This window comes from Caballeronia sp. HLA56, assembly GCF_054655155.1.
Window position 1 is genome coordinate 293,759 of sequence record NZ_BAAHOB010000002.1, and the last position, 24,338, is coordinate 318,096.

Here is a 24,338-nt window from a genome sequence, read left to right on the forward strand (position 1 = left end):
CCTGCGCTTGCACCCGATGGTATGGGCAGCTTTCTCGCTCGACAATCGCATGTCACGCGCTGATATTGACGAATGTCACACGAGGCCTTTCTTTGGATCGGGTATGCGCGAGGTTGCGCGTCTTGCGAGACCGCTTTTCTACTCATCCCAACCGGCACCATCACCTCTTGCAACATGATTTGACACACGATTGCCAGTCGTCTGTCAGCATGGCACACCGTCTGGTTAATTCGTTATGCTTAGGCCTTGGACAAAACCGCTCAATAACAATAAAAGCCGCTAAAACAAGCGCCTCGCTTGCGAAAAATCAAGAGTCCAAGACATATAAATTCGTCACAAATTAAGCGGGCAATAAGCGTTCGCGTGACACAGCGTCGCACGCACTTCAAATGAAACGCTTTTCCATAGATTAGCGTTTTCGTGCTCAATGCTGCATGGCATCATCGTGGCGCGGCGCAACGCCGTGCACGGCGTTCTTTCAGAACGCTTCGATCAAAGAAACCAGCGAATGCAATGAATGAGAAAACCAAACGTTTAGCAGCGCCACTGTTAGCGGGGGTGGCCAGTCTCTGTCTCTCGGGATGCAAGCTGGAAGTGTTGGACTCGAAGGGCAGCATCGGCAAAGCGGAAGCTTCGTTGATCGCTCTTTCGACTTACACCATGCTTCTCGTCGTCATCCCGGTCATTTTGATGACCCTGTTCTTCGCGTGGCGCTATCGCGCGTCGAATAAGAACGCTACCTACGCGCCCAAATGGACGCACTCCACGGCAATCGAAATCGTCGTCTGGGCGATTCCCGCTGTCATCATCCTGTACCTCGGCATTCTGACGTGGAAAACCACGCATGAACTCGATCCGTACAAGCCGCTTCAATCGGATGTCAAGCCGATCAACGTAGAAGTCGTCGCGCTCGACTGGAAGTGGCTCTTCATCTATCCGGATCTCGGCATTGCGTCGGTGAACCAGTTGGCCATTCCCGTTGGCACGCCGGTGAACTTCCGCATCACGTCGGATTCGGTGATGAACTCGTTCTTCATCCCGCAACTCGGCGGCCAGATCTACGCAATGGCCGGCATGCAGACGAAGCTGCATCTGCAAGCGGATCACGTGGGCGACTATGCGGGCATCTCCGCGAACTACAGCGGCCAAGGCTTCTCCGACATGAAGTTCCGCGCTCTCGCCATGTCTTCCGCCGATTTCGATGCATGGCAGAAGAAGGTCAAGACCGCGCCCGCGCGTCTGGACATGGACGTCTACGCCGGCGTCGCGAAACCGAGCGAGAAAGATCCGGTGAAGTACTTTTCCACCGTCGATCCCAAGCTCTTCAACAACATCGTCGGCAAGTACAACAACGGCCGTTTCGATGTCAACGGCGAAAACTGCGTAACCAAGGGGTAAGCCATGTTTGGCAAATTAACGCTCGAGGCGATCCCGTACCACGAACCCATCATCATGGGGGCGACGGTCCTCATGGCGATCATGGTGATCGGTGCGGCCGCCCTTCTCACTAAATTCGGCAAATGGGCCTGGCTCTGGAACGAGTACCTGACGTCGACGGATCACAAGCGCATTGGCGTCATGTATCTCGTCGTGGCGGGTCTCATGCTGGTGCGCGGCTTCGCGGACGCCATCATGATGCGCGTGCAGCAAGCCATCGCGCTGAATAATCCCGGCATCTTCCCGCCGCATCACTACGACCAGATTTTCTCGGCCCACGGCACCATCATGATCTTCTTCATGGCCATGGCGCTGCTGGTCGCATTCTTCAACCTCGTGGTGCCTTTGCAGATCGGCGCGCGCGACGTGGCGTTTCCGTTCATCAACTCGCTATCGTTCTGGATGACGGCCGTGGCCGCCGTCCTGATCAATCTCTCGCTCTTCATCGGCGAGTTTTCGAAGACGGGCTGGCTCGCGTATCCGCCGCTCTCCGAGACGCAATTCAGTCCGGGCGTCGGGGTCGATTACTACATCTGGGCCTTGCAGATTTCCGGCGTCGGCACGTTGCTGACGGGCGTGAACTTCTTCGTCACCATCGTGAAGATGCGCGCACCCGGCATGACGTGGATGAAGCTGCCGGTGTTCACATGGACGGCGTTCTGCTCGAACGTGCTGATCATGGCGACGTTCCCGATCCTGACCGTCGCGCTCGCGCTGCTCGGTCTCGACCGCTACCTCGGCATGCACTTCTTCACGAACGACGGCGGCGGCAACCCGATGGTGTATCTGAACCTGATCTGGGCTTGGGGACACCCCGAGGTCTACATTCTGATTCTGCCGGCTTTCGGCATTTATTCGGAAGTGGTCTCGACGTTCTCGAAGAAGCCGCTGTTCGGCTACAAGACGATGGTCTACGCGACGTGCTGCATCATGGTGCTGTCGTTCCTCGTGTGGCTGCACCACTTCTTCACCATGGGTTCGGGCGCCAACGTCAATGCCTTCTTCGGCATCATGACGATGATCATCTCCATCCCGACCGGCGTGAAGATCTTCAACTGGCTGTTCACGATGTACCGTGGCCGCATCCAGTTCACGACGCCGGTGTTGTGGACCATCGGCTTCATCATCACGTTCACGCTCGGCGGCATGACGGGCGTCATGCTGGCCATTCCCGGCGCGGACTTCGTGCTGCACAACAGCCTCTTCCTGATCGCGCACTTCCATAACGCTATCATCGGCGGCGTGGTGTTCGGCTACTTTGCCGGCGTGCAGTACTGGTGGCCGAAAGTGTTCGGCTTCAAGCTGGACGAAAAGCTCGGCCGCAACGCCTTCATTTGCTGGTTCGTGGGCTTCTTCGTGGCGTTCGTGCCCATCTACATCCTCGGCTTCATGGGCATGACGCGCCGTATCAACCATTACGACAACCCCGCATGGCAGCCGTATCTGATGGTCGCGGCTGCGGGCGTCGGCATCATCGCGTTGGGCGTGGCCTTCCAGGTCGCGCAGATCGTAGTCAGCGTGATTCGCCGCAACCAGCCGGCGTATCGCGATGTCACGGGCGACCCGTGGAACGGCCGCACGCTCGAATGGGCGATCAGCTCGCCGCCGCCGGTCTACAACTTCGCGCATATTCCAGCCGTGCGTGAACTCGACGAGTTCGCCCACATGAAGGAAACCGGCCGCAGCATGGCCGATCAGGGACCGTACCGCGCCATCCACATGCCGTCGAACACGAGCGCGGGTCTTGTCGTCGGCGTGTTCGCGCTGGTGCTCGGCTTTGCCGCCATTTGGCATATCTGGTGGATGGCTATCGTCGGTCTGGTCGGCATTGCCGCGACCGTCATCGGCTACAGCTTCCGTGCGAACGCTGGCTACATGATCCCCGCCGCGACCGTCAAGGCGACCGAAGAGCGGAACCGTCCGCCGAAGTCGCCTGCAAAGACCGGCGTCGCGCGCGACCTGGAACTGGAGGTGCTGTAAATGTCGCAATCGACACTATCCGCGCATCACGCGCATGACCATGAGCACGAACACTCGTCGCATTCCGTGTTCGGCTTCTGGGCCTACCTGATGACCGACTGCGTGCTGTTCGCCTCCCTTTTCGCGACCTTCGCGATGATGGGGCATCAGTTCGCGGGCGGCCCGACGGCAAAGGATCTCTTCAATCTCAACGATGTCGCGATCGAAACCGCGCTGCTGCTCACGAGCAGTCTGACGTTCGGCTTTGCGATGATTTTTGCGCAACGCAAGAAGACGGGTGCCGTGCTCGCGTGGCTCATCGTCACGTTTCTGCTGGGCGCGGGCTTCCTGTGGCTGGAACTGCACGAGTTCGCGCATCTGATCGCCGAAGGCGCCAGCCCTCAGCGCAGCGCGTTCTGGTCGTCGTTCTTCACGCTCGTCGGCACGCATGGTCTGCACGTCACCCTCGGCATGATCTGGCTGATCGTGCTTGCGGTGCAGATGATCGCGAAGCCGGGCATGGGCGAACGCGAACTGCGCCGGCTCGCCTGTCTGAGCCTTTTCTGGCACTTCCTGGACATCGTCTGGATTTGCGTGTTCTCCTTCGTCTACCTTGCGAGCCTCGTCTAATGGCACATACGCATTCAACACATGGCGATATCCCGCATGTCAGCGTGCGTGGCTATCTGATCGGCTTCGTGCTGGCGGTCGTGCTGACCTTGGCGTCGTTCTGGCTCGTGATGTCGGGCACGTTCAGCGGCGAGCGCGCGATCACGGCGCTTGCAGTGCTGGCCGCCGTGCAGATGATCGTCCACGTGGTTTTCTTCCTGCACGTGAACGCATCGAAGGGGCAGCGCTGGCACGCCTTGTCGTTCGCCTATACGATTTTGATGTCGCTCGTCGTTGTCGTCGGAACGGTGTGGGTCATGCATAACGTCCACATGCTGATGATGGCGCGTTAAGCCCATCGGTCCTTCCCAAGGAACCGTATTACTGCGTCAAAGCGGACCTGCCTCGCAGGTCCGCTTTTTTTTCGTCGGTGCGAATCCCTATTTTTAAGCGCGTGATGAATCTTGACAATTTGTCGCAGCCGCGTGAATATCTGTCCATAATTTGGTTTAACCATCCACAATATGGACAAGGAGACGCGAATGCCCGCGCCCAAGAATTCGGCGGATGCCCTCACGCCGTATCAATATCCCAATCCCAAGGAAGCGCAGAAGGAAATCGTCGTGAGTCACGCGATTCCAACCGACGAGCGCGAGTGGGTCCCGCAAGCCGAGAATGTCTGGTTTCGTCCGCTGTGCCTCAATGTGTCGACCGGTTACTGGATGAACCTGCTGCGCGTGCGCAAGTCGGGCGTGCTGTCGCGTCACCGTCATCCGCAAGCCGTGCATGGCATGGTGCTCAAGGGGCGTTGGCGTTATCTGGAGCATGACTGGGTTGCAACAGAAGGCAGCTACGTGTTCGAGCCGCCCGGCGAAACGCACACGCTTTACGTGCCCGAAGACGTCGAGGAAATGATCACCTACTTTCAGGTGAACGGCGTGATGTTCTATTGCGATCCGTACGGCAACTACACCGGTTATGAAGACGTGTTCACGAAGGTGGACATGTGCCGCAAGCATTACGAAGCCGTTGGCCTGGGCGCGGATTTCGCCGATCAGTTCATTCGCTGAATAACGCTTGAAGCAACGGCTTGAAGCAACGGCTTGAAGCACGGTCTGAAGCAACGCAATTTCCGCAGCACCTTTCGCCAACCGAACCGAAGCATAAAAACAAGGCTTTCGGAGGAGACAACATGCAGAGTAAATCGCCGCGCCTGAAGCGCATACAGTGGGTCGCGCTCACGTTCCTGACGCTTGCCGGGATCGTGAACTATCTCGACCGCAGCACGCTTTCCATCGCGAATCATTCGGTCACCCAGGAGCTGGGCCTGTCCGCATCGCAGATGGGCTTGCTGCTCTCAGCATTCTCGTTCGCGTACGCGTTTTCGCAGTTGCCCATCGGCGTGATGCTCGATCGCTTCGGCGCGCGCATCATGCTCGGGCTCGGCATGTTCGTGTGGTCGGTGGCGCAGTTGTTCGGCGGCCTCGTCACGACGCTGCATCAGTTTCTCGCGGCCCGCATCGCACTCGGTATCGGCGAGGCGCCTCAATTTCCGGCGGGCGCCAAGGTCGTCAGCGAATGGTTCGCGCAGCGCGAACGCGGCAAGCCGACCGGCATCTTCGTGACGTCGTCGACCATTGGCCCGGCGCTCGCTCCGCCCATTCTCACCGTGTTGCTGCTCAACTTCGGCTGGCGCAACATGTTCGTCATCATGGGCGTACTCGGCATCATGGTGTCGGTGGGCTGGTATGTGGTGTATCGGAACCGCAAGGACATCACGCTCGATGCGCAGGAAGTCGCGCATCTGACCGAAGGCGAACCCGCACAGCGCGCCGAACGCAATATGACCTTCGCGGAATGGCGCGGTCTCTTCGGCAAGGCGACGACCTGGGGCATGATCTTCGGCTTCATGGGCGTGATCTACATGGTGTGGCTGTATCTCACGTGGCTGCCGGCGTATCTCGAACACGAGCGCCATCTGACGATTGCGAAGACCGGCTGGGTCGTGACCATCCCCTATCTTGCCGGCACGCTCGGCATGCTGTCGTCGGGCTTTATCGCCGATGGTCTGATGGCGCGCGGCGTCGCACCCATTCGCAGCCGCAAGTGGCCGATCTGCTCGGGTCTCATCGGCGGCGCGCTCTTCACGGTGCCGGCCGCATTCACGCCGAATCTCACGCTCGCTATCGTGTATTTGTCGGCGGCAATGTTCTTCGTCAACATGGCGAGCGGCGCGGCGTGGGCGCTCGTCTCGGTCGCGGCTCCGCGTCATATGGTGGCCTCGCTCGGGAGCATCCAGAACTTCGGCGGTTACTTCGGCGGTTCGTTCGCGCCGTTCATTACCGGGCTCGTGGTCGACAAGACGCATTCGTTCGTCAACGCGTTCCTGATCAGCGCGGGCGTGGCGTTCGCCGCCGCGCTCGTGTACATGTTCGTCGTGCGCTCGCCGATTCAGGATTCCGAGGCGAAAGCCGCCGCCGTTCCCGTCGTCTGACCATTCAAGCTACTCATGACCTTTCAACCTGATCTGTACAAAGGCAAGACCGTCGTCGTGACGGGCGGCACGCAAGGTATCGGCGCGGGCATCGCGCAGGAATTCGCGACGCTTGGCGCGCGCGTCATCGCGGCGGGTATCGCGCCGACGGCAGCGCAGAAGGACGCGCTCGGCGCGGAAATTGAAGTCGCCGCGCTCGATGTCGCCGATGCCGCCAGCACCGCCGATCTTTTCGCGCGTCTCGATTCGCTCGACGTGCTCGTCAACTGCGCGGGCATGATCAAGCGTGGCGACGAGCACGACATCGAAACCTTCGAGCGCGTGATCGCCGTGAATCTCAACGGCACCATGCGGATGTGCTCGGCGGCGCGACCGTTACTCGCGAAAAGCCGGGGATCGATCGTCAACACGGCGTCGATGCTGACGTTCTTCGGCGGCGGTCTCGTGCCCGCGTACAGCGCGAGCAAGGGCGGCGTCGCGCAGTTGACGAAGTCGCTCGCGATTGCTTACGCGGCGGAAGGCATTCGCGTGAACGCGGTCGCGCCCGGCTGGATCGCCACGCCGCTTACGCAGGCGCTGCAGGAGGACGACGGCCGCTCGCAAGCCATTCTCGAGCGCACGCCCATGAAGCGCTGGGGCTTGCCGGAGGATGTCGCGCGCGTGGTGGCGTTTCTGGCGTCGCCGGCGGCGTCGTTCATGACGGGAACGGTCGTGCCGGTTGATGGCGGCTATCTGATCGCCTGACGCGCCAATCGACGGATCACGCGGCGTGCCGATATACTCGGCGCGCCGTCGCACTCAGGTTTCCAAAAATGTCCGCAGCCTCCGACTCCTCTTCCTCCTCCTTCGACGCGGCGAAAGCCAACGGCACCGCCGCGTTCTCGAAGTTCATGGTGGTGCTGCAACTCATCGCCGATGCCGACGAACCGCCAACCGTCGCCAGCCTCACGGCGGGATCGGGTTATCCGCGTCCGACGGTGTATCGCATCGTCGGCGCGCTGATTGCCGAAGGGCTCGCGGTCGAGAGCGCACGTGGTGGAAGTTATGCGCTCGGCCCGCGTCTGATGTCGCTTGCGAGCCGAAGCTGGGAGCGCTCCGATCTGCGCATCGCCGCCACCGACGCGTTGCAGGCTCTGCGCGACAGTACGCAGGAAACCGTGCATCTCGCCGTGCGCAGCGGCGCGGAGATGGTGTATATCGAAAAGCTCGAAAGTCCTCATGCGGTGCGCATGGCTTCACGCATCGGCACGCGCGTCACGCTCTATTCGAGTTCGGTGGGCAAGGCGTATCTGTCGACGCTCGGTCGTGCCGAGCGCGATGCGTTGTTGCAAGGCATGGCGTTCGAGCGCTTTACGTCGAATACGATCACCGAGCGTCGCGCGCTCGATGCGGAGCTCGATGCCTGCCACGCGCGCGGCTATGCGGAAGACCGCGAGGAAAACGAAGCGCAGATTTTTTGTTACGGCAGCGCGATCGTCGGGGCGAACGGCACGACGCTCGGCTGCGTAAGCGTGAGCATTCCGCTGTTCAGAAAGAGCGCGACGCCTGTCGAAACTTATATCGAACCGCTCAAGGCCGCGTGCCGCGCGATCGGGGAGCGCATGAGTCCGGGTACGCGCTGACGCGCGCGTGCTCACCAGATGTACCGCGCGCCCAGCAAACCTTGATAGCTGCGATAACCGCCGTCGCCTTGCTGGTAGCCGAGGTTGCCCCACAGACGCCAGTTCCGCGCGAGTTGCGCCTGCGCGCCGACCTTTACTTCGAGGCGATTTCTCGGGCCGTCCTGCGACACCACGATCTGATTGAAGGCGATGGAATTGCCGCTCGTGTCGTGCCACCAGTTGACTTCCAGATACGGCAGCCAGCCCGGCGCCGCGGCCGATCCCGGCGCGTGAAAAACGCGCATGCCCACGCGCGTCGTCAGTGCATTGATATTGCCGCCATGGACGATCGTGCCCCCAGACTCCACGTGATCGTCGGCGGCATAGTTCGAATAGATGACTTGCGCTTGCGGCTCGATCAGCACCGGGCCGCTCGACGTCTGACCTACCGCGAACGCCCATCCGCCTTCGACCGATCCGCCCCACGTATGGCTCGCGTAGCTCTCGCCATTCAGTTGCGCGCCCTTGACCGTGTTGTCGAAGTGCGCATATTGCAGCCACGTATCCACGTAAGGTCCGACAGGCGAAAGCGCATTCGCGCGCCAGGTCGCGTAGACGCCGGCGCTCGCGCCGTTCACATTGCCTCGCGCGGTGGCGGGATTGTTACGCGCGGTGGCATCGGTTGTCGACGAACCATAACCCGCCATGATGCCCGCCTGCCAATGCTGCGCGTTCGACATGCGATGCAGCAAGTCGATGCCCGCCTGAAAGAGCGCGGTGTCGGTGGATTCGGCAAGCCGCCCGCCGGCCGCGTTGCCGTCGGTGTGCGCGGCGCGAGTGCGCACCCAGGCCGTCGATTCGTTGCCGCTCATGCCATCCACGGCGAAGGGATCGGGGAAGCCCGCGCGGTCGTGCAAGGTCATGACGAACATGTCGCGCGCCGCTGCCTGATTGCCAAGATAGCCGCCCGGCTCGGGTCGTGGCGCGGGTGTCGGTGTCGGCGACGGTCCGTCCGTCAAGGTTCGCAAATACCAGTTGCCATCGGCGGGTGTGCTCGTGCCGCCTTTGTACAGGTTGTATTCGTATGGACCCGCGACGACGCGGCCATCGAGCGTGAACTGGCCGTTCGACTGACCATCCACCTGAACGATGCGGATTCCGTTGCTCGTTATCGCCCCCGCGCCGCCTGCGTTCCGCACTTTCACGGCGGTCTGACCGGCACTGTCGCCATGCACGATCAGGCGATCTGTCGCGGAACTGTCGCTGCCCAGCGCCGTGCTCAACGTCAGCAATCCGTTGTTGCCGATGTAGTTGCCCGCGACCGTCAACGTACTCGTGGGCGTCGGGCTGCTCATGCGGATTTCGCCGTTGTTCGTCAACGTGCCGCCGATACTGAACGCGCCAGCCTCGGCATTCGCGAAACCGGGCGCCGCATCCGCGACCGCGAGCAATCCGTTGTTCAGCACCGCGCCGCCCACGCCGCCATAACCGCCGAATGTCGCGCCCTGCGCCACCGATACTTGCGGCGTGTTCGGCAATTGCGCGTTGTCGGTCAGGATGAGCGCGCCCGAATTCACTTGAGTGGTCCCGCTGTATGTCTGGCTGCCCGGCAGCAATAGCGCGCCAGAACCTTGCTGCGTCAACGCGCCGGTTCCGCTGATCGAGTGGCCATAGACGTAGCGATCGCTGCGATTGAACACCAGCGCGCCGTTGTTGACAATATCGCCCGCGACGCTGCCCGACGCGCCGCCCGTTCCGAGCTGTAGCACGCCCGCGTCAATGGTGGTCGGCGCCGTGTAAGTGTGGTCCGCGCTCAGAATCAACCGGCCGGCACCGGTTTTCGTGAAGCCGCCCGAGCCGCTGATGACACCGTCGAACACGGTGTTCGTACTGTAATTTGCCGTGAGCGTTGCCGTGCCGAGCGAGACGTTGCCCGCGCCTGCGAGGCTCATGACCTGCTGATTGAAACCGTTCAGATCGAATGTCGTGCCCGGCGACAACATCACGCGCGAACTCGGCGCGATGACATTCTCCGCTCCGGCTTGCAGCGTCCCGCCCTCGATCAGCGTCGCGCCGGTGTACGTGTTCGCCTTTGACAATTGCAACGTGCCCGCGCCTGCCTTGGTGAGCGTCTTGCCATCCCAGCCCGTCGTCTGATTGGCCGTCTCATTGGCGAGAACGACGTCCATGTCGAACGAATCGCCGGGTTGCACGAGCGTGAAGACGCCGTTCGCCGTCGCGGGCGTCGTCCCGTGCGCGGCATACCACGTGAGCCCGACGCCCACGTTGTAGTTCTGGGCGGTATAAGCGGACGAGAGCGTCAGGAAATCGACGGAACTGGCCGTGCCGCCGATGCGCGTCGATGCGAACGTTCCACTAAGCCCGCCGGGCGTGGTCGCATGGATTTCCGTGAATGCGCCCGCTGCCAGTTGCGCGGCGCTCGTCGCGGGCGCTGCCGTGTAACCCGCGAGGTTGAAGATCGCGCCAGGACCGATCGATGCCGTGCTCGCCGAGATCACCGGTTCGGCAACCCCCGCAATGCTGGACAGTGTGCCGGTCATGGTGAAGGCGCGGCCGACTTCGAGCTGGCTGCGGCTCGACAGCGCGGTGGTCGCGCCGGACGCGGTCGTCCAGTCGGCCGCAGTCGTGAACGCGCCCGTTTGCAAAAGCCGTAATGTGCCGGCTTCGACGCTGACCGCGCCTTGCGTCGAACCAGAGGCGGCGAGATTCGCCGCGCCGACGCCCGTCTTCAAGAGCGCGCCTGAGCCGCTCAGTGTGTTGAGCATCAGGGCGTCGTTGGCGAAATCCAGTTGCAGGATGGCGTTATTCGTCACCGCGCCTGCGCCGAGCGCGGTCCCGGTTGCCGCAATCAGCTTGCCCGTAGCGATGGTCGTGCCGCCGCTATACGTGCTCGCGCCACTTAGGCTCAGGGTCGCCGGGCCGGTTTTTACCACGCTTCCGCTACCGCCGATCGTGCCGCTGAAAGCGGTATCGGCGAGATTGACGGCGGTGAGTGCCGCACCGCCGAGCGCGACTGCGCCCGCGCCGCTCAACTGGTTGATTTGCTGCGCGAAGCCGTTCATGTCGAGCGTGGCGCCGCTCGCGATGTTGACATTGCTGCTGGTCGCGAGCGAGTCCTTCACATCGGTTCTCAGCGTGCCGCCGTCGATCAGCGTGCCGCCGGTGTGGATTAGCGGCGCCGATACGATCAACAGGCCCGGACCTGTCTTCGTCAAGGTGCGGCCGTCCCAGCCACTCGCGAAGACACCGACCCGGTCAGCCAGCGGCACGTCGAGGTTGAAGGTACTCGCGGCATCGGCGAGAGTGAAGATGCCGTTGGCGATAGCGGCCGGTGCGCGCCACGTCAGGCCGAAGCCAACGTTATAGTTCAGGCCATCGGGGCTTTTCGCGCCGGTGAGCGTCAGGTAATCGGCGGGGCCTTGCGTGCCCGAGAAGCCGACGCTGGCGAAATCGCCCGAGATCCCGCCTGTCGTCCGAATGATGTTGAATTGCGTGCTCGTAAGCGCGCTGGCCGTATTGGGCGCGTCGGCTCCGAAACCGCTCACGGTCAGCGCGCCCCTGAGTGTCGCCGTGCTGGCCGTGATGATCGGCTGCACTTTTCCTATGCCCACGTTCAGCGCCGAGCCTACTTCCTGCGTGAAGTTCGTGGCGATTTGCAGACTCGACTTGTCCGAGATGCTTGTCGTCCCACCGACGCGCGTGGTGTACACGCCGGCGTTGAAGGCACCCGGATGGTCGAAGCCGAGCGTGCCCGCTTCGACGACCACCGTGCCTTGGCTAGAGCCGGCTTTCGTCAGGTGAGTGGCGCCACTGCCAGCCTGAATGAGCGTGCCGTTGCCGACGATCTGCCCCGCGAAGGTCGCCACCGTATTGCGATTGAAGCGGAGCATGCCGTTGTTCACGACGTCGCCGTCGAGCGAGCCGCCCGCGCTGCCAGTACCGATCGTGAGGCTGCCGCTGTTCTGCACCGTGCTTGCCCCGCCGTGCTGCGTAAGCGTGCCGCCGAGCGTCAGATCGCCGATCACGTTGAGCGCGTCCGGCGTCTTGCCACCTATCGCGATGTTGCCGGTCAGCGTCCAGACGCTCTTCACGCCGGAGGTGAGCTGGCTCAATCCCGGCCCGCGGCCCGTCGCGATGTTCCCGGACTGCACGGCCGAGCCGGTCAACGCGAGGGTGTTTCCCAATCCTTCGATGTCGAGGATATTGTTATTCGCGCCTTGCAGCGACGACCCCGTTCCCAGCGTCACGCGATTGTTCGAACCGACGAGAAGAATCGCCGCCGATCCCGCACTCGCGATTTTGCCGTTATTGACGAGTGTGCTGTCCTGTTGAAGTTGAACACCTGCGCCAACGGTGCTCTGGATGCTTCCGGTCGGGCTGTTCACGACCGACATCGGAAGCGTTCCGGTGTTGACCACGCCAGCCTGATAACCGGTTATCGATCCATCGTTGTTGATGACGACCGAGCCTGTCTCGACGAATATTCCGTCGCCATAGGTCGCATCGCCCACGCCGGAAGCAATCGATGCCTTCGCGTGATTGTTGATGATCACCGTTCCGGTCGAGCCGATATAGACGCCATTGGGCGTTTGCTTGATGGGCCCGGCGACCGCGCCATTGATCGTGCCGAAGTTGTCGAACGTCCCACCCGACGCGTCGATATACGCGACACCGTGACTGGTTCGTGCGCTTATGTCGCCCCGGTTGATCAGATCGTTGGAATTTCCGCCGCCGTCGAAAAGCACGCCGAACGTATTGCCGAGCAGCGCGCCGCCCGCGTTATTGGTGAGCGTTGCGGGCACATAGAATTTGATCGCGGCCGCCTGGTTGTCGACCGCACTGACGATGACTCCCGCGTTGTTGAACGTGACAGGCGCGATGGCCGTGACATCGATTGCGTTCTCGGACTGCGTTGTGATAGTCGTGCCCGGAGGAACCACATAAGAGCTGTCATCCGATAAGACAGCGCCCGTCGTGCTCGACGCAACCTGTCCCGCTTGGGAGGGCGCCGCGAACCCAATCAGGACGGCGGCCGCCAATGGACGCAGTCCCGTGTTGAACGATGCGCAATGACGTGTTCGAGCGCGACGTGTTTTCATGCGAATCGGCCTCGCCCCGGTGCGTCGTATTCATGCCGGCGTTTGTTCAAGTAATACTTCGGCTTATCGTTACGAATCTCCGGTGCTTTACCGGGGTGTAAGCGACACGTGTCATTCTAGGACACAGTTCCCCATAAAATTCTCGTTACCTAGGATCACTTATGAAATTAGCTTCGCTTATTTTGTTAACGATCGCAGACGTCTTACCGTTCGATGTCATGTCTGCCATGCAGACTCGGAACGCCTGTAGATCGAATCACTCCGCCCGTTTCGATGAAAAGCGACACCGTGCCGATGCGCGCGAGCCTGCGCATGACCGTCAGCGTGGCCCGCGCATCGCCACGCGGATTGCTTCGCTCACCGCTGCTCCGCACCCGCCCGCTGCGCGATAAGCCGGGGCAAACGCGGCAGCATATGCGGCCAATGAGTGGCTTCATGCGCGAGCCGCGTCGCGAGACTATGGCAGCCGAACTGATCGCGCGCCAGCCGAGCGATGACCTTGCGCGCGATCTTCCACACGTCGATGTCGGGCGCAACGTCATGCGCCATGTGCTCGACCGCTTCCATCGTGCGCGACAGCAGCATCGCCCGCGACGCGATGCGCCCGTGCGCCGCGCTGTACATGTGCTCGACGGGCGCCTTGCCGATGGCATCGAATAAATGTGCCACGCCCACACCATGCCGCGTGTGCTTCGTGGAGAAACGTTCCGCCTCGCGCCGATACGTGGCCTCGACACGTACTTCGTGATGGATGGAGTGCGTGTCCGGCCGTCCGTGCTCCAGATGCACGCGCGCAGCCGCCTTGTGATCGCCCTGCAATAGCGCATCCGACACGCCGACGATGAACTCGCGTTCGTGCGCGGCGAAGAACATCGTCGGATTGTCGGCTTCGAGGACGATCTGGCCGAATGTGTCGGTGTCGATGCTCACCCGTGCGCCGGCGGCATCGAGTCCGGCGTGATAGAGGCCCGCGCCGAGCGCCATTTCGAAGAACGCTTCGATGAGGGTCGCAATGAGATCGGCCTGATCCAGTCCGTGACGCGCGAGCGCTTGCGCGTCCGAAAGAGAAATGGTCGCGATGGAACGCGTGGTCAGAACGGCGTCGTTGCAAAAGTCCCAGAGCACTTCCGGCACGGCGAGCCGGTTATCGTCACGCAACCGGTAGCGCAAAAAGCTCTGGTCGGCGGCGCGCTGGCGTAGGTCGATCATTGCGTCGACGGTTTCGGTGACGCGACGCACCCATTCGGACGGATGCATGTCGCGCGCCTTGGCCGAACGGCGTTCCGCAAAACGCGCGGCGGCGAGCGCGAGATCGAGATCATCCGCGAGTTCCTGGCGTGCATCCGGACGCAGGAGCGTTACGCGCACCGCCATTTCGCCGATGCGCGCCGCATGCGTCTGCTCCGCGATGCCCGAGCGCAGCGGCGCGGCGCTCACCTGCGTCAGCGCAACGCCTTGCGCGCGCAAAGCGGCGGCGGACACATCGCGGAACTGCGTGGCATCGTACGGCGTGAAAAGCCCGTCCATTTCGGTCAGCGCAACGCGCACCGCCGTTTCCGCCAGCGCGGGATGACGTGCGAGCGCGCCGGACGTCGCGTTCAGGACGCGCGGCAACTGCCGCAGCACGGGCAAGCTCGACGCGAGCGGCGCGGCACGCGCTCCATGTAGCGCGAAGAAGCGGGCGACGCGCTGCATCGAGGCACCATCCTCGCTATGGTGACTTTCCCGTATGAATGCACGGCCTAGGCGCCAAAGGGTGGCGAGTCGTCGCATGGCAGAGTCGGGCTCGCTGAGTAAGGTTTAAGTTCGCAAACGTGCAATAGACATGCCTCGGTGCAGGCTTTTGAAACGCGTTTTGTCTTCCATGTGTAACACGTTTCAGCCAGCCGTGCGTGTGCTTGGCTTTGTTGCTAGTCGCCTCGAAAGTCGATGGCCAGCTTCTTACCGTCCCGTTTTTCATGTGCTAATTTTATTTAGTACGAGGGATTCGCGAACCTCGTCGAACGCGTCGAACGCGTCGAAGCGACGGCGACATCATGAGCAGTCCGTTGGTCGAAGCCGGATCGCGCATGTTTCACCCGCTCTTTCGACAATTCGCTCCGTTGCATCGAGCGATTCGGATACTCGGATGTGTCTCATTAGATTCTTAATCCCAATCGAGTTTAATGACACTCATCCCAAGCAAACAAGGTCAGCGATGAAAGCCCCTCAAGTCACGGTAGATGCGCAAGGCAACACGATTGTTTCCCATTCGACACCTATCAGCGAGCACTGCAAGAGCCGCGTGCGTTTGCTTGCATCGCTGGTCGAGATGATTGCCGCGCCCGGTGCCTACGAGCAATTCGCAATGTTTTCGGACGTCATGCAGCGCGATCTTCTGCATCTCATGCACTCGCTTGCGGAAGAACAAATGCCGCTCGTCGAGGCGCTCGAAAAACACACGGCGCAGGTTTATTACGAGAAGGGCATGAATGCGGCGCTCGAGCATCGCAGTCGTCAGCAACAAGCGGAAATCGCTGAACCGCCGCCGGTCGAATCAACGGACTACCCGCACATTTCAATGCCGGCTTTCGAAGAAGTTCGGCATTAATAAGGCAGTGTTGTCCTGTTGCAAATGGAAGGATGGATCGTTGAAGCAGTTGAGGTGGCATCGGATGCAAACCGGTACTAGCATTTTGAAGCACCGGTCGCATCCGCAGTACGCGGTAGTCGAGTAGTGTCGGAAGTAAAGCAGCAGCAGTACGAGAAGTGAGCAGTAACTGTAGCAACGCAGTACCAGTAGCATCTGAAGCACCCGCAGTATCCGCCGTACGAGAAAGTGAAGCAGTATCAGAAGCAAAGCAGCACCCGTAGCAAAACGCAGTACGAGAAAGTCAGCAGTACCCGAGCCCCTGCCCTAAGCCAGCAGGGGCTTTTTTCATTTTCGCGTCCGTTTTCAGCACACCGTTACTTTGTATTATTTTGTCGGCACATGCTGCACATAAATTTCGATACGGTATCGTAATCCCTGCTAGCAACACGTTAGCAATATAAAGAACGACGAAGCCGCGTACTTCATCGAAAAATCATGCTGAGAGGCACTTTTGAGCGCCAGCAATATCATTCCCATCCGCACAAAAGACAGAGGCGCCATGCAGAACCAGGCCGAACAACCAGTCGAGCAAGCCATGTATATCCTCGGGCAGATCGGTGCCGTAATCTGTCACGACCATGGGCCGCGTCCCAACACATCCATCCTCACCAAGATGGCCTCGCGTCCCGCCGAAGGTCTGTGGTTCGCGGTCGCGCGCATGGACGAATTGTGTCCGCCGCAACGCGGTTCGAGACGCACGCTGCTTCGCTGGAAGCATGAGGAAATCGGACGTCTGAGCCGTCTGTTACCGCATCCGCTACCGGCGGATGCCTGCGCCAAAACCCAGATGCCCTTCTGGGCCGGCTATTGTCAGTACTGGGAAGACGTGCTCAAGCAGCATGTGCAGCGCGACATCGACAGACTGAGCATCGAACTCAATGGATTGCAGCGCAAGAGCGCGAACCTGTGAGTCGCCGCGAGCCTCGACAGCGTCAGGTTGCGGCCCAGGGGCAACTCGGGCACACTCGCGCGCTCGCCCGCGGCAGTCGATCACCCTTGAGGAATGCTTCCTTGCCGTGCTCGAACGGCATGCCGCGTCGCACTGCATCGGCGTGCTCAGCCCGAGTTTCAAGGTAAAGGAACAAACGATGGATGAAGTAAAGGTCACGGTCGACAATGACGGGCATCCCGTCATCGGCCATTCGGAATCGATAGAACAGCGCTGCAACCATATCGCGCAGGCCATTGCCGCGCTCGCCGATAGCGTCGCGGCCGCCGACAGTTCCACACAGCGGTCGCTCATGGCGCTTTTGCGCACGCTCACGCACGAGCAACTCGCGCTGACCGCTGCGCTCGGCGACCACGCAGGCGAGTTTTCATCCGATGAAGCGTATCGCAGGACGTACCGCCGTGCCTTCAGAAAAGGGTATAGCGCGGGATTGCAGCGGACCTTGCCGGCGCGTCAGACCGAGACCGTGGAACGGCCGATCAAATCTTCGGGCATCGCAACGAAGCGCCTGCGGCAGGACGCTCTGCGCAACACGGTTCTGGAGCATTGAAGAGGCTCATGCCTGGCGCATCGAATAATACTCATGCAGCACGGCGATCAGCCGGTCGAGTTCGGTCGGCTTGACGAAGTATCCATTGAAGCCCTTCAGCCGCGCGCGCGTTTGATCTTCCAGGCTCGTGCGGCTCGTGTGCGCAATCAGCAGCATGGCGGGATCGGCGGCGCGGATGACTTCGGCGACTTCCCAGCCATCGCCGAGCGGCATCATCAGATCGAGCAGCACCACGCCAGGACGCCACTTGCGCACGGCCGTCACGGCGTCGAGCCCGGTATGGGCGGCGCGCACGGTCAAATCGGCGTCCTCGAGCGCGAGACAAATGGCGCGTGTCGCGTTCATGTCGTCGTCGGCAATCAGCACGCGTGGTTCGCCGCTGTCGGCCGAGCGTTCGGGCATCTGCCAAACGGCTTCATCGGTGAGACGGTCAAGTCGTTGCATGTCGTTGCCCTCAGGGAAGCAAGGACGAAAGCAACCCGCGTTCCCTGTTTGGAGCAATTGGCTGTCCTCAGGCAGCATATGGCTCACGGCGATTACACTCGGGGAATACCCGATGCTAATGACACCCGCCGTCAGGCGACACGTCGAGCGTTTTTTGCACCGCCGTGACGCCTTCGCTCCCGACATTGGCGCGTCGATGACGTCGCCGCACAACCCGAGGTTCACACGATGTTCGTCGTCTACTGGCTAAGCGGCACATTGAACGAGGCAACGCCCCACGCCGAACACCGGAGGTTCGATCCTACCGCGCTCGCGGATGCGCTGCAATACGCCGAAGCACTTCGCCGCCGACAGGCGCAAGGCGAGGACATCGCGTTCGTTACTTTGTGCAGCGAGAATCCGCAGTCCGTTGGTAAAGCCGGAGTCGCCGATCCACCCGCCGATTACGCATGGAAGAAACGTCGACGCTAAGCCTTGCGCGTTACGAACGTGCGTCCTTCTGCGCCTGGGCCACGTTCGGATCGTCGTCCTGCCATCCGCCGCCCAGTGACTTATAGACCGCGATGAGATCGGTCGTCACATTCACCGTCGATTGCGCAAGCTGCTCACGGGTCTGCGCAAGCTGGCGCTCCGCATCGAGCACCGTAACGAACGCGGTGATGCCCTTGCGATAAGCATCGGTCGCGAGTTGCAGGCTGATCTGATTGGCATCGACAGTCCGCACGAGCGCCGCACGCCGGTCCTGCTCCGTGCGATACGAAATCAGCGCGTTATCCACGTCCTGCAACGCATTGAGCACGGTCTGCCGATAAGCCAGCCCCGCTTGCGCGGCCTCGGCCTTCGAAATGCGTATGTTGGCGCGCAGCGCCCCGCCTTCGAAGATCGGCAGCGAGATACTCGGCCCGACCGACCAGAACAGACTCGACCAGCGTGCGAGATAGTTCGCCTTCAACGCGCGCGTGCCGACCTGACCCGTCAGCGAGATATCCGGATACAACTGCGCGACGGCCACGCCCACTTCCGCGGTCGCGGCATGCAACTGCGCTTCGGCGCGACGGATGTCGGGGCGACGCCGCGCGAGCGTCGAGGGAAGCCCGATCGGCACCATCGGCGGAACGGGCGGCACGGCGCGCGCATCGGACAACTCGGCATCGAGCGTACCGGGCGGACTGCCTATCAGCACGGCGAGCCCATTCAGCGCCTGCGCGATTTGCGCGTCGAGCGTCGGCAGTTGCGCCTGCAGCGTGCCGACTTGCGCACTCGCGCTTTGCACGTCCTGCTGGCTCGTCAGGCCCACGCGCGCCTGCTCGCGCGTGAGATCGAGAATTTGCTGCTCCGCGTCGATCTCGGCGAGCGTGATCTGCTTGATGGACTGTGCGCCGCGCAACTGCGCATATGTGCGCGCCACTTCCGATTCGAGCGAGACGAGCGCGTCGTTGCGGCTTTCCATCTCTGCCTCGGCCTGCGCATTGGCGGATTCCACCGAACGTCGCACGCGCCCGAACAGATCGAGTTCCCACGATGCATCGAAGCCATCTTGATAGATCGTCGCCGGCCCGGTGGCCGAATCGAGACCCTGACGCAGCGTCGCGCCTTGCGCGCCAAGCTGATCGATCTGGTTATAGACGCCTTGCGACTGGAGGATGCCCTTGAGCCCGAGCTGCTCGCGCATCACGCTGGCGCTCGCGTTGACCTGCGGCAAACCCTGCGCCGCTGCCGACACGCTCTGTTCGCGCGCCTGCGCTATCCGCAACACGGCTTGCTGAAAGTTCAGGTTGCCCGCCGCCGCGCGATCGATCAGCGAGTCGAGCATCGGATCGTTGAACTGCTTCCACCAGCGCGGATCGGGATCGGCGGCAGTCTGCACGACCGATGGCGCATCCGCATGCGGCACACGCGGATCGTTCTGCGGATTCTGCGAGCGCTGCGTGTCGCTCCAGACCTCGGGGACATCGGCGCTCGGCGCCTTGTAATCGGGTCCGACGGTACACGCGCTCGTCAGCAAGGCGAGCATCAGAATGGAAAGACGCGGCTTCATCTCAATGGCCTCCCGCACCGCCAGCAGCTTTCACCGGCGAGAAGAAAAACGTGAGCGGAATGAACATGAACGAAAAGATCGCGCATGCGGCGAAGACATCGAGATAGGCGAGGATCGTCGCTTGCGAAACGAGCGTCTTATACATTTGACCCGTTGCGGCCGTCATCGCCTGCGACATGGTCTGGCCCGTGTCCATCAGCGTGCGCGCAATGCGCTGCACCGCGTCGTTGTACGGCTGGTTGAGCGGCGTCAGATGCTCGACCATATGCGCCATGTTCGCCTGCGTGCGCTCGCGGATCATCGCGGTCGCAAGCGAGATGCCGATGGAACCCGCCACGTTTCGAAACATGGTGAAGAGCGCGGAGGCGTCGTTGTTCATCGACTTCGGCAGCGAGAGATAGGCGAGCGTCGTCACCGGCACGAACAGAAAACCGATGGCGGCCGACTGCGCGCTGCGCATCATCGTCAACGTTCTATAGTCGATGTTCGGCACCAGTCGATGCGAGTAGAGCAGCGCGACGCCCATCAGAAAGAAGCCGAAGCCGACCAGATAACGCGTCTGCACGTAGCTCATCAGCTTGCTGACGACTGGTATCAGGAACACGATCAGCAACGCGCCCGGCGACAGCACGAGACCGGCAAGCGTGGCCGTGTAACCGAGCTGCTGCTGCGCGAGTTGCGGTATCAGCACCGCGCTGCCGTACAGCACCGACGCGAAGCCGACGATGGCCGCCGACCCCAGCGCGAAGTTGCGGTCTTTGAGCACGCGCAAGTCGACCACGGGTCGCTTCGCATACAACAGCCAGAATGTCGCGCCGACGATGCCGACCGCCGCCAGCACCGCGAACGTGATGATGAAGTTCGAATGGAACCAGTCGTCGTCCTCGCCGCGATCGAGAAACACTTGCAGACAGCCGAGTCCGAGCGCGATCAGGCCGATGCCCACGCCGTCGATACCCACGTCCTTGTGGCTCTGCTTCTTTTCCCACGGCGGATCTTCGACGAACTGCATGACCGCGATGGTCGTCAGCACGCCAACCGGCACGTTGAGCAGAAAGACCCAGCGCCAGGTGAAGTTGTCGGTGATCCAGCCGCCGAGCGTCGGCCCGAGAACGGGCGCCACGACGATCGCCACCGCCGAGATCGAAAACGCGCGGCCGCGCTGCTCGGGCGGGAAGGTATCGAGAATGATCGACTGCTGGCTCGGCTGCAAACCGCCGCCGAAAAAGCCCTGCAGAATGCGGAAGATGATGAGCTGCCCGAGATTCGTCGCGATGCCGCACAGAAACGAACACACGGTGAACGCCGCGATGCAGATCAGGAAGTAGCGCTTGCGCCCGAGGATCTTCGAGAAGTAGGCGGACAGCGGCAGCACGATGCCGTTCGCGACGAGATAGGACGTGAGCGTCCACGTGGCTTCATCGTAGCTCGCGGACATGGTGCCGGAGATGTGCGGCAGCGCGACGTTGACGATGGTCGTATCGAGCACTTCCATGAATGCCGCGAGCGTCACCACGACGGCGATCAGCCACGGGTTCGACTTCGGCTTCCAGTTGCTGTGATCGTGCGCGGCGGTATCGCTCATGGCTCGGTTCTCAGTGCGTGAGCATCACGGTCGGCACGACCGACAGACCGAGCGGCAGCGACGTGCCCGGCTTCATGCCATCGTCGATGACGATTTTCACGGGCACGCGCTGCACGATCTTCACGAAGTTGCCCGTGGCGTTCTCCGCCGGGAACGCGGAGAAACGCGAGCCGCTGCCGAGTTGAACGCTGTCGACGTGACCGTGCAGGTCGAGGCCCGGATAGGCATCGACTTCGAGCTTCACCTTGTCGCCGGGACGCATGCGGTCGAGTTGCGATTCCTTGAAGTTCGCCGTGACCCAGACGCGCGTGGTGACGAGCGTGAGAATCGACGTTCCAGCTTGCAGGAAGGTGCCGTATTGCACGTTGCGCCGCGTGATCCAGCCGTCGGCGGGCGCGCGCAGTTCCGTGTACGAGAGATTCAGTTGCGCGGCTTCGACTTGCGCCTGTGCCTGACGCACTTGCTGGCGCTTCTCTTCGACGGCCGCGATCACGGTGGCTATTTGTTGCGGCACGAGGCTCGCCGTGCGCACTTGCGCACGCGCCTGCGCGACGTTCGCCGCAGCGCTCTTTTGCTGCGCGGTCGCGGTATCGATGTTTTGCTGCGACGTCGCGCGGATATCGACTGATTGCTGACGCTGATACGCCGCGCTCGCCTGCGCGAGATTCGCCCGCGCGTTCTGCTCCTGCGCCTGTGCCTGCGCGAGCTGCGCCGGATACTGCACACGCGCCACTTCGAGCTGCGTTTCCTGCGCATGCAACTGCGCCTGGGCAAGCCCGAGCTGCGCGTTGGCTTGATCGAGTTGCGCCTGATAGTCGCGCGGATCGATCTTGATGAGCAGATCGTCCTTATGCACGAAGCGGTTGTCGTCGATGTTCATCGTCACGACATAGCCCGATACCTTCGGCGCGATGGTCACGGCGTCGCCATCCGTGTAGGCGTCGTCGGTGCTGATCTCGTTGCGCGTCATGAACCACCAGACGAAGGCGCCGATAGCCAGCATGACCACGACGACGCCAAGGATGATCAGGGGTTTCTTGCCAGGCCCCTTCTTTTCGCCCTTATCGTCCTTACCGTCTTTACCGTCCTTGCTTTCCTTGCTGTCTTTTTCTTTCTCGCCGTCGTCGTCGCGCTTGCGGTCGTCGTCGCGGTCGTCGTCTTGGGCTTCGGAATCGTGTTGATCTGGCATCGCCGCTCACTTGTCAGGTTGAAACCCGGACGATGCGCCGGGTGGAACCTCGGGTTCTGGACCTGCGGATGGACCACGCGCAATCGGACGCCGCGTATGCGGGGCGCCCGAGCGGAATCATCCGAGGGCAGGCAGCAAGCAAATCGTGTTCCGCGATGGCATTTGTCGGCCTGGCGCGAACGTGCGGGCGGGTTGGCATGAATTTGCGCTTGCCGCGTAAGTGCGACGGCCGGAAGCTTTTAAATGCGCGTTGTAGAAGTTTCCACGCCGCTCATTCGCTCCTAACTCTGTGCGCCGATCATGCGTTTCATCGAATCGAAACCCTGCAACGGAGGCCATCATGTACAAGCACATTCTCGTCGCGGTCAGCACGAGCCTCAGCGAAAGCGCCCTGACCACTGCCATCTCGCGCGCCCGCGACTGCAACGCGCGCCTCACCGCGCTGCATGTGGTCGATCAGACGCCGTGGTGGGCCGTCGTCACCGCCGAGTGCAATTTCGCGGAGACCGCCGCGGTCATCGACGATCACGCGCGCGCTGTCACGCGCTATAGCGCCCGGATGATCGAGCGCGCGGGCATCGATGGCGTCGCGCGTAGCATCACGCTGCCGCCGCATGGCGTGAGCATCGGCGAGGCAATTGCCGATGTTGCAAGCGAGATCGGCGCAGACCTGATCGTTTTAGGCGGCGAAGCGGAAACCGGCTGGAGATTTGGCGAAGCGCGCATGCGCGACGTGAACTGCACGCATACGGCATGCGACGTTCTGATTGCATCGCATGGCGTGGGGCACGTGTTCGATACGGGCGAAATGCAGGCGATCGAAGCGCGCTTCACACAAGCTCACAGCGCCCCGCGCAACAACGCCGCAAGCTGAACGATGCCCATCGAAATCTGCTTTTCGCGCTTTGCATCGAGCCTTCCGATGGGCACGCTCGTCGATACCGCCACGCGCTTGCCCGCCGGCGTCATGCCGACATAAGCCGCGAAACACGCAAGCCCTTCCGTCACTTCCTCGCGTTCGAGCGCGAGACCGCTCGTGCGAATGGACGCGAGCTCGCGCAACAGCGCCGCGCGCCGCGTGATGGTGCGCGGCGTTACCGCTTCGAGACGCTCGGGCAGGCGTTCGCTGATGGCATCGTCGGTGAGACCGGCCAGCAGCGCCTTGCCGAGCGCGCAGCAATGCGCGGGCAGCCGCGAACCGAGATCCGATACGAGCCGCACCGGCCGATGCGCGTCCTCGCGCGCGACATACACGACCTGCACGCCATCCAGCACGGCAAGCTGCACGACCTCGTTATGCGTGTTGATGAACGCGCCCGCGCCCTCGCGAAACGCCGCCTGCAGCTTGTCGTGACGCACGTACGCGTTGCCGAGCTCGAACAGGCCGACGCCGACCACGTAGCCATCGTCGCGCTTCTCGACCCACTGCATGCGCGCAAGCGTCTCCAGCAGCAAATAGAGCGTGCTGCGCGACAACCCGGTGGTCTCGGCGAGCGTGGCGGCGCGCACGGGTTTGGCGGCGTCGGCGAGCGTCTGAAGAATGTCGTTCGCGCGGCGCAGGGCGGGCACGTCGTAGGCTTTATCCATGTCGATGGTCGCGGTTATTACTAAATCGGAAGCGAGATTGAGACCACGCATATTCCAACAGGTTGGATAAACATGCAACCCAATGGACACTAACGCACCTGCGGGCTACGATCGTTTTCCCTTTTCCCGTGCACGGTGATCCCA

The 24,338-nt window shown here is 61.9% G+C and carries 20 protein-coding genes; 13 read left to right on the forward strand and 7 right to left on the reverse strand.

The features are described 5' to 3' along the window. The first annotated feature begins 513 nt into the window (after positions 1 to 513). From cyoA to ACYQ47_RS07815, 8 genes are all read left to right on the forward strand, one after another. The gene (gene cyoA / locus ACYQ47_RS07780) at positions 514 to 1,398 is read left to right on the forward strand and encodes a ubiquinol oxidase subunit II (RefSeq protein ID WP_244829918.1); all 885 of its coding nucleotides are present in this window, start codon (positions 514 to 516) and stop codon (positions 1,396 to 1,398) included. Between the two features lie 3 nt (positions 1,399 to 1,401). Further along, on the forward strand, positions 1,402 to 3,417 hold the full coding sequence (gene cyoB / locus ACYQ47_RS07785) for a cytochrome o ubiquinol oxidase subunit I (RefSeq protein ID WP_244829917.1): 2,016 nt from the start codon (positions 1,402 to 1,404) through the stop codon (positions 3,415 to 3,417). Further along, positions 3,418 to 4,026, forward strand: coding sequence for a cytochrome o ubiquinol oxidase subunit III (cyoC, locus tag ACYQ47_RS07790; protein WP_244829916.1), 609 nt, complete (start codon positions 3,418 to 3,420; stop codon positions 4,024 to 4,026). Continuing rightward, a complete protein-coding gene (gene cyoD, locus ACYQ47_RS07795) occupies positions 4,026 to 4,358 on the forward strand; it encodes a cytochrome o ubiquinol oxidase subunit IV (protein ID WP_250468828.1) in 333 nt (110 codons plus the stop codon). Before cyoC ends, cyoD begins: the two co-directional genes overlap by 1 nt. A gap of 189 nt (positions 4,359 to 4,547) precedes the next feature. Next, positions 4,548 to 5,075: a 2,4'-dihydroxyacetophenone dioxygenase family protein gene (locus ACYQ47_RS07800; protein WP_244829914.1), complete on the forward strand. Its 528-nt coding sequence runs from the start codon at positions 4,548 to 4,550 to the stop codon at positions 5,073 to 5,075. Between the two features lie 122 nt (positions 5,076 to 5,197). Beyond that, positions 5,198 to 6,499, forward strand: a complete 1,302-nt coding sequence (locus ACYQ47_RS07805) for an MFS transporter (RefSeq protein WP_250528023.1) — start codon at positions 5,198 to 5,200, stop codon at positions 6,497 to 6,499. A 15-nt stretch (positions 6,500 to 6,514) separates the two neighbouring features. Next, positions 6,515 to 7,243: an SDR family NAD(P)-dependent oxidoreductase gene (locus ACYQ47_RS07810; RefSeq protein ID WP_244829912.1), complete on the forward strand. Its 729-nt coding sequence runs from the start codon at positions 6,515 to 6,517 to the stop codon at positions 7,241 to 7,243. Between the two features lie 68 nt (positions 7,244 to 7,311). Next, entirely contained in the window at positions 7,312 to 8,121 is an 810-nt protein-coding gene (locus ACYQ47_RS07815) for an IclR family transcriptional regulator (protein ID WP_244829911.1), read from the forward strand. Between the two features lie 11 nt (positions 8,122 to 8,132). Here ACYQ47_RS07815 and ACYQ47_RS07820 read toward each other — a convergent pair whose 3' ends face one another. After that, positions 8,133 to 13,220: an autotransporter outer membrane beta-barrel domain-containing protein gene (locus ACYQ47_RS07820; RefSeq protein ID WP_459905006.1), complete on the reverse strand. Its 5,088-nt coding sequence runs from the start codon at positions 13,218 to 13,220 to the stop codon at positions 8,133 to 8,135. A gap of 357 nt (positions 13,221 to 13,577) precedes the next feature. Beyond that, positions 13,578 to 14,915 carry an AarF/UbiB family protein gene (locus tag ACYQ47_RS07825; RefSeq protein WP_250494359.1) on the reverse strand — a complete coding sequence of 446 codons (1,338 nt, stop codon included), beginning with the start codon at positions 14,913 to 14,915 and terminating at the stop codon, positions 13,578 to 13,580. Between the two features lie 502 nt (positions 14,916 to 15,417). Here ACYQ47_RS07825 and ACYQ47_RS07830 point away from each other — a divergent pair. The 3 genes from ACYQ47_RS07830 (at position 15,418) to ACYQ47_RS07840 (ending at position 17,351) form a co-directional block, all read left to right on the forward strand. Continuing rightward, a complete protein-coding gene (locus tag ACYQ47_RS07830; RefSeq protein WP_250468858.1) occupies positions 15,418 to 15,810 on the forward strand; it encodes a hypothetical protein in 393 nt (130 codons plus the stop codon). A 541-nt stretch (positions 15,811 to 16,351) separates the two neighbouring features. Continuing rightward, positions 16,352 to 16,762, forward strand: a complete 411-nt coding sequence (locus ACYQ47_RS07835) for a hypothetical protein (protein WP_244829907.1) — start codon at positions 16,352 to 16,354, stop codon at positions 16,760 to 16,762. A 178-nt stretch (positions 16,763 to 16,940) separates the two neighbouring features. Then, entirely contained in the window at positions 16,941 to 17,351 is a 411-nt protein-coding gene (locus ACYQ47_RS07840; protein ID WP_244829906.1) for a hypothetical protein, read from the forward strand. 6 nt (positions 17,352 to 17,357) lie between these two features. Here the strand turns inward: ACYQ47_RS07840 and ACYQ47_RS07845 are convergent, their stop codons facing one another. Further along, positions 17,358 to 17,795, reverse strand: a complete 438-nt coding sequence (locus ACYQ47_RS07845) for a response regulator (protein WP_244829905.1) — start codon at positions 17,793 to 17,795, stop codon at positions 17,358 to 17,360. 228 nt (positions 17,796 to 18,023) lie between these two features. Between ACYQ47_RS07845 and ACYQ47_RS07850 the strand changes: the two genes are divergently transcribed. After that, positions 18,024 to 18,266 carry a hypothetical protein gene (locus ACYQ47_RS07850; RefSeq protein ID WP_459905007.1) on the forward strand — a complete coding sequence of 81 codons (243 nt, stop codon included), beginning with the start codon at positions 18,024 to 18,026 and terminating at the stop codon, positions 18,264 to 18,266. A 10-nt stretch (positions 18,267 to 18,276) separates the two neighbouring features. On the opposite strand, the gene ACYQ47_RS07855 is transcribed toward ACYQ47_RS07850, so the two are convergent. Genes ACYQ47_RS07855 through ACYQ47_RS07865 form a run of 3 tightly spaced genes read right to left on the reverse strand, consistent with a single transcriptional unit; the run spans position 18,277 to position 22,607 of the window. Next, complete coding sequence (locus ACYQ47_RS07855; RefSeq protein ID WP_459905008.1) at positions 18,277 to 19,851, reverse strand: efflux transporter outer membrane subunit; 1,575 nt, start codon at positions 19,849 to 19,851, stop codon at positions 18,277 to 18,279. After that, positions 19,835 to 21,418, reverse strand: a complete 1,584-nt coding sequence (locus ACYQ47_RS07860; protein WP_244829902.1) for a DHA2 family efflux MFS transporter permease subunit — start codon at positions 21,416 to 21,418, stop codon at positions 19,835 to 19,837. The genes ACYQ47_RS07855 and ACYQ47_RS07860 overlap by 17 nt, the downstream gene beginning before the upstream one ends. Before the next feature lie 10 nt (positions 21,419 to 21,428). Further along, positions 21,429 to 22,607 (reverse strand): HlyD family secretion protein, encoded by a 1,179-nt coding sequence (locus tag ACYQ47_RS07865; RefSeq protein WP_459905010.1) that lies wholly within the window; start codon positions 22,605 to 22,607, stop codon positions 21,429 to 21,431. A 340-nt stretch (positions 22,608 to 22,947) separates the two neighbouring features. Between ACYQ47_RS07865 and ACYQ47_RS07870 the strand changes: the two genes are divergently transcribed. Next, on the forward strand, positions 22,948 to 23,481 hold the full coding sequence (locus tag ACYQ47_RS07870; protein WP_459905011.1) for a universal stress protein: 534 nt from the start codon (positions 22,948 to 22,950) through the stop codon (positions 23,479 to 23,481). Here ACYQ47_RS07870 and ACYQ47_RS07875 read toward each other — a convergent pair. Next, positions 23,448 to 24,194 (reverse strand): IclR family transcriptional regulator, encoded by a 747-nt coding sequence (locus ACYQ47_RS07875; protein WP_250494366.1) that lies wholly within the window; start codon positions 24,192 to 24,194, stop codon positions 23,448 to 23,450. The genes ACYQ47_RS07870 and ACYQ47_RS07875 overlap by 34 nt on opposite strands. Between the last annotated feature and the right edge of the window lie 144 nt (positions 24,195 to 24,338).

Bases quoted from the DNA above. Each gene is read 5' to 3' on its own strand.
- ACYQ47_RS07815 (WP_244829911.1), top strand. From the start codon at position 7,312: ATGTCCGCAGCCTCCGACTCCTCTTCCTCCTCCTTCGACGCGGCGAAA.
- ACYQ47_RS07805 (WP_250528023.1), top strand. From the start codon at position 5,198: ATGCAGAGTAAATCGCCGCGCCTGAAGCGCATACAGTGGGTCGCGCTC.
- ACYQ47_RS07860 (WP_244829902.1), bottom strand. From the start codon at position 21,418: ATGAGCGATACCGCCGCGCACGATCACAGCAACTGGAAGCCGAAGTCG.
- ACYQ47_RS07810 (WP_244829912.1), top strand. From the start codon at position 6,515: ATGACCTTTCAACCTGATCTGTACAAAGGCAAGACCGTCGTCGTGACG.
- ACYQ47_RS07840 (WP_244829906.1), top strand. From the start codon at position 16,941: ATGGATGAAGTAAAGGTCACGGTCGACAATGACGGGCATCCCGTCATC.
- ACYQ47_RS07850 (WP_459905007.1), top strand. From the start codon at position 18,024: ATGTTCGTCGTCTACTGGCTAAGCGGCACATTGAACGAGGCAACGCCC.
- cyoD (WP_250468828.1), top strand. From the start codon at position 4,026: ATGGCACATACGCATTCAACACATGGCGATATCCCGCATGTCAGCGTG.
- ACYQ47_RS07800 (WP_244829914.1), top strand. From the start codon at position 4,548: ATGCCCGCGCCCAAGAATTCGGCGGATGCCCTCACGCCGTATCAATAT.
- ACYQ47_RS07825 (WP_250494359.1), bottom strand. From the start codon at position 14,915: ATGCAGCGCGTCGCCCGCTTCTTCGCGCTACATGGAGCGCGTGCCGCG.
- cyoA (WP_244829918.1), top strand. From the start codon at position 514: ATGAATGAGAAAACCAAACGTTTAGCAGCGCCACTGTTAGCGGGGGTG.
- ACYQ47_RS07875 (WP_250494366.1), bottom strand. From the start codon at position 24,194: ATGGATAAAGCCTACGACGTGCCCGCCCTGCGCCGCGCGAACGACATT.
- cyoC (WP_244829916.1), top strand. From the start codon at position 3,418: ATGTCGCAATCGACACTATCCGCGCATCACGCGCATGACCATGAGCAC.
- ACYQ47_RS07820 (WP_459905006.1), bottom strand. From the start codon at position 13,220: ATGAAAACACGTCGCGCTCGAACACGTCATTGCGCATCGTTCAACACG.
- cyoB (WP_244829917.1), top strand. From the start codon at position 1,402: ATGTTTGGCAAATTAACGCTCGAGGCGATCCCGTACCACGAACCCATC.
- ACYQ47_RS07845 (WP_244829905.1), bottom strand. From the start codon at position 17,795: ATGCAACGACTTGACCGTCTCACCGATGAAGCCGTTTGGCAGATGCCC.
- ACYQ47_RS07870 (WP_459905011.1), top strand. From the start codon at position 22,948: ATGTACAAGCACATTCTCGTCGCGGTCAGCACGAGCCTCAGCGAAAGC.
- ACYQ47_RS07830 (WP_250468858.1), top strand. From the start codon at position 15,418: ATGAAAGCCCCTCAAGTCACGGTAGATGCGCAAGGCAACACGATTGTT.
- ACYQ47_RS07865 (WP_459905010.1), bottom strand. From the start codon at position 22,607: ATGCCAGATCAACACGATTCCGAAGCCCAAGACGACGACCGCGACGAC.
- ACYQ47_RS07835 (WP_244829907.1), top strand. From the start codon at position 16,352: ATGCAGAACCAGGCCGAACAACCAGTCGAGCAAGCCATGTATATCCTC.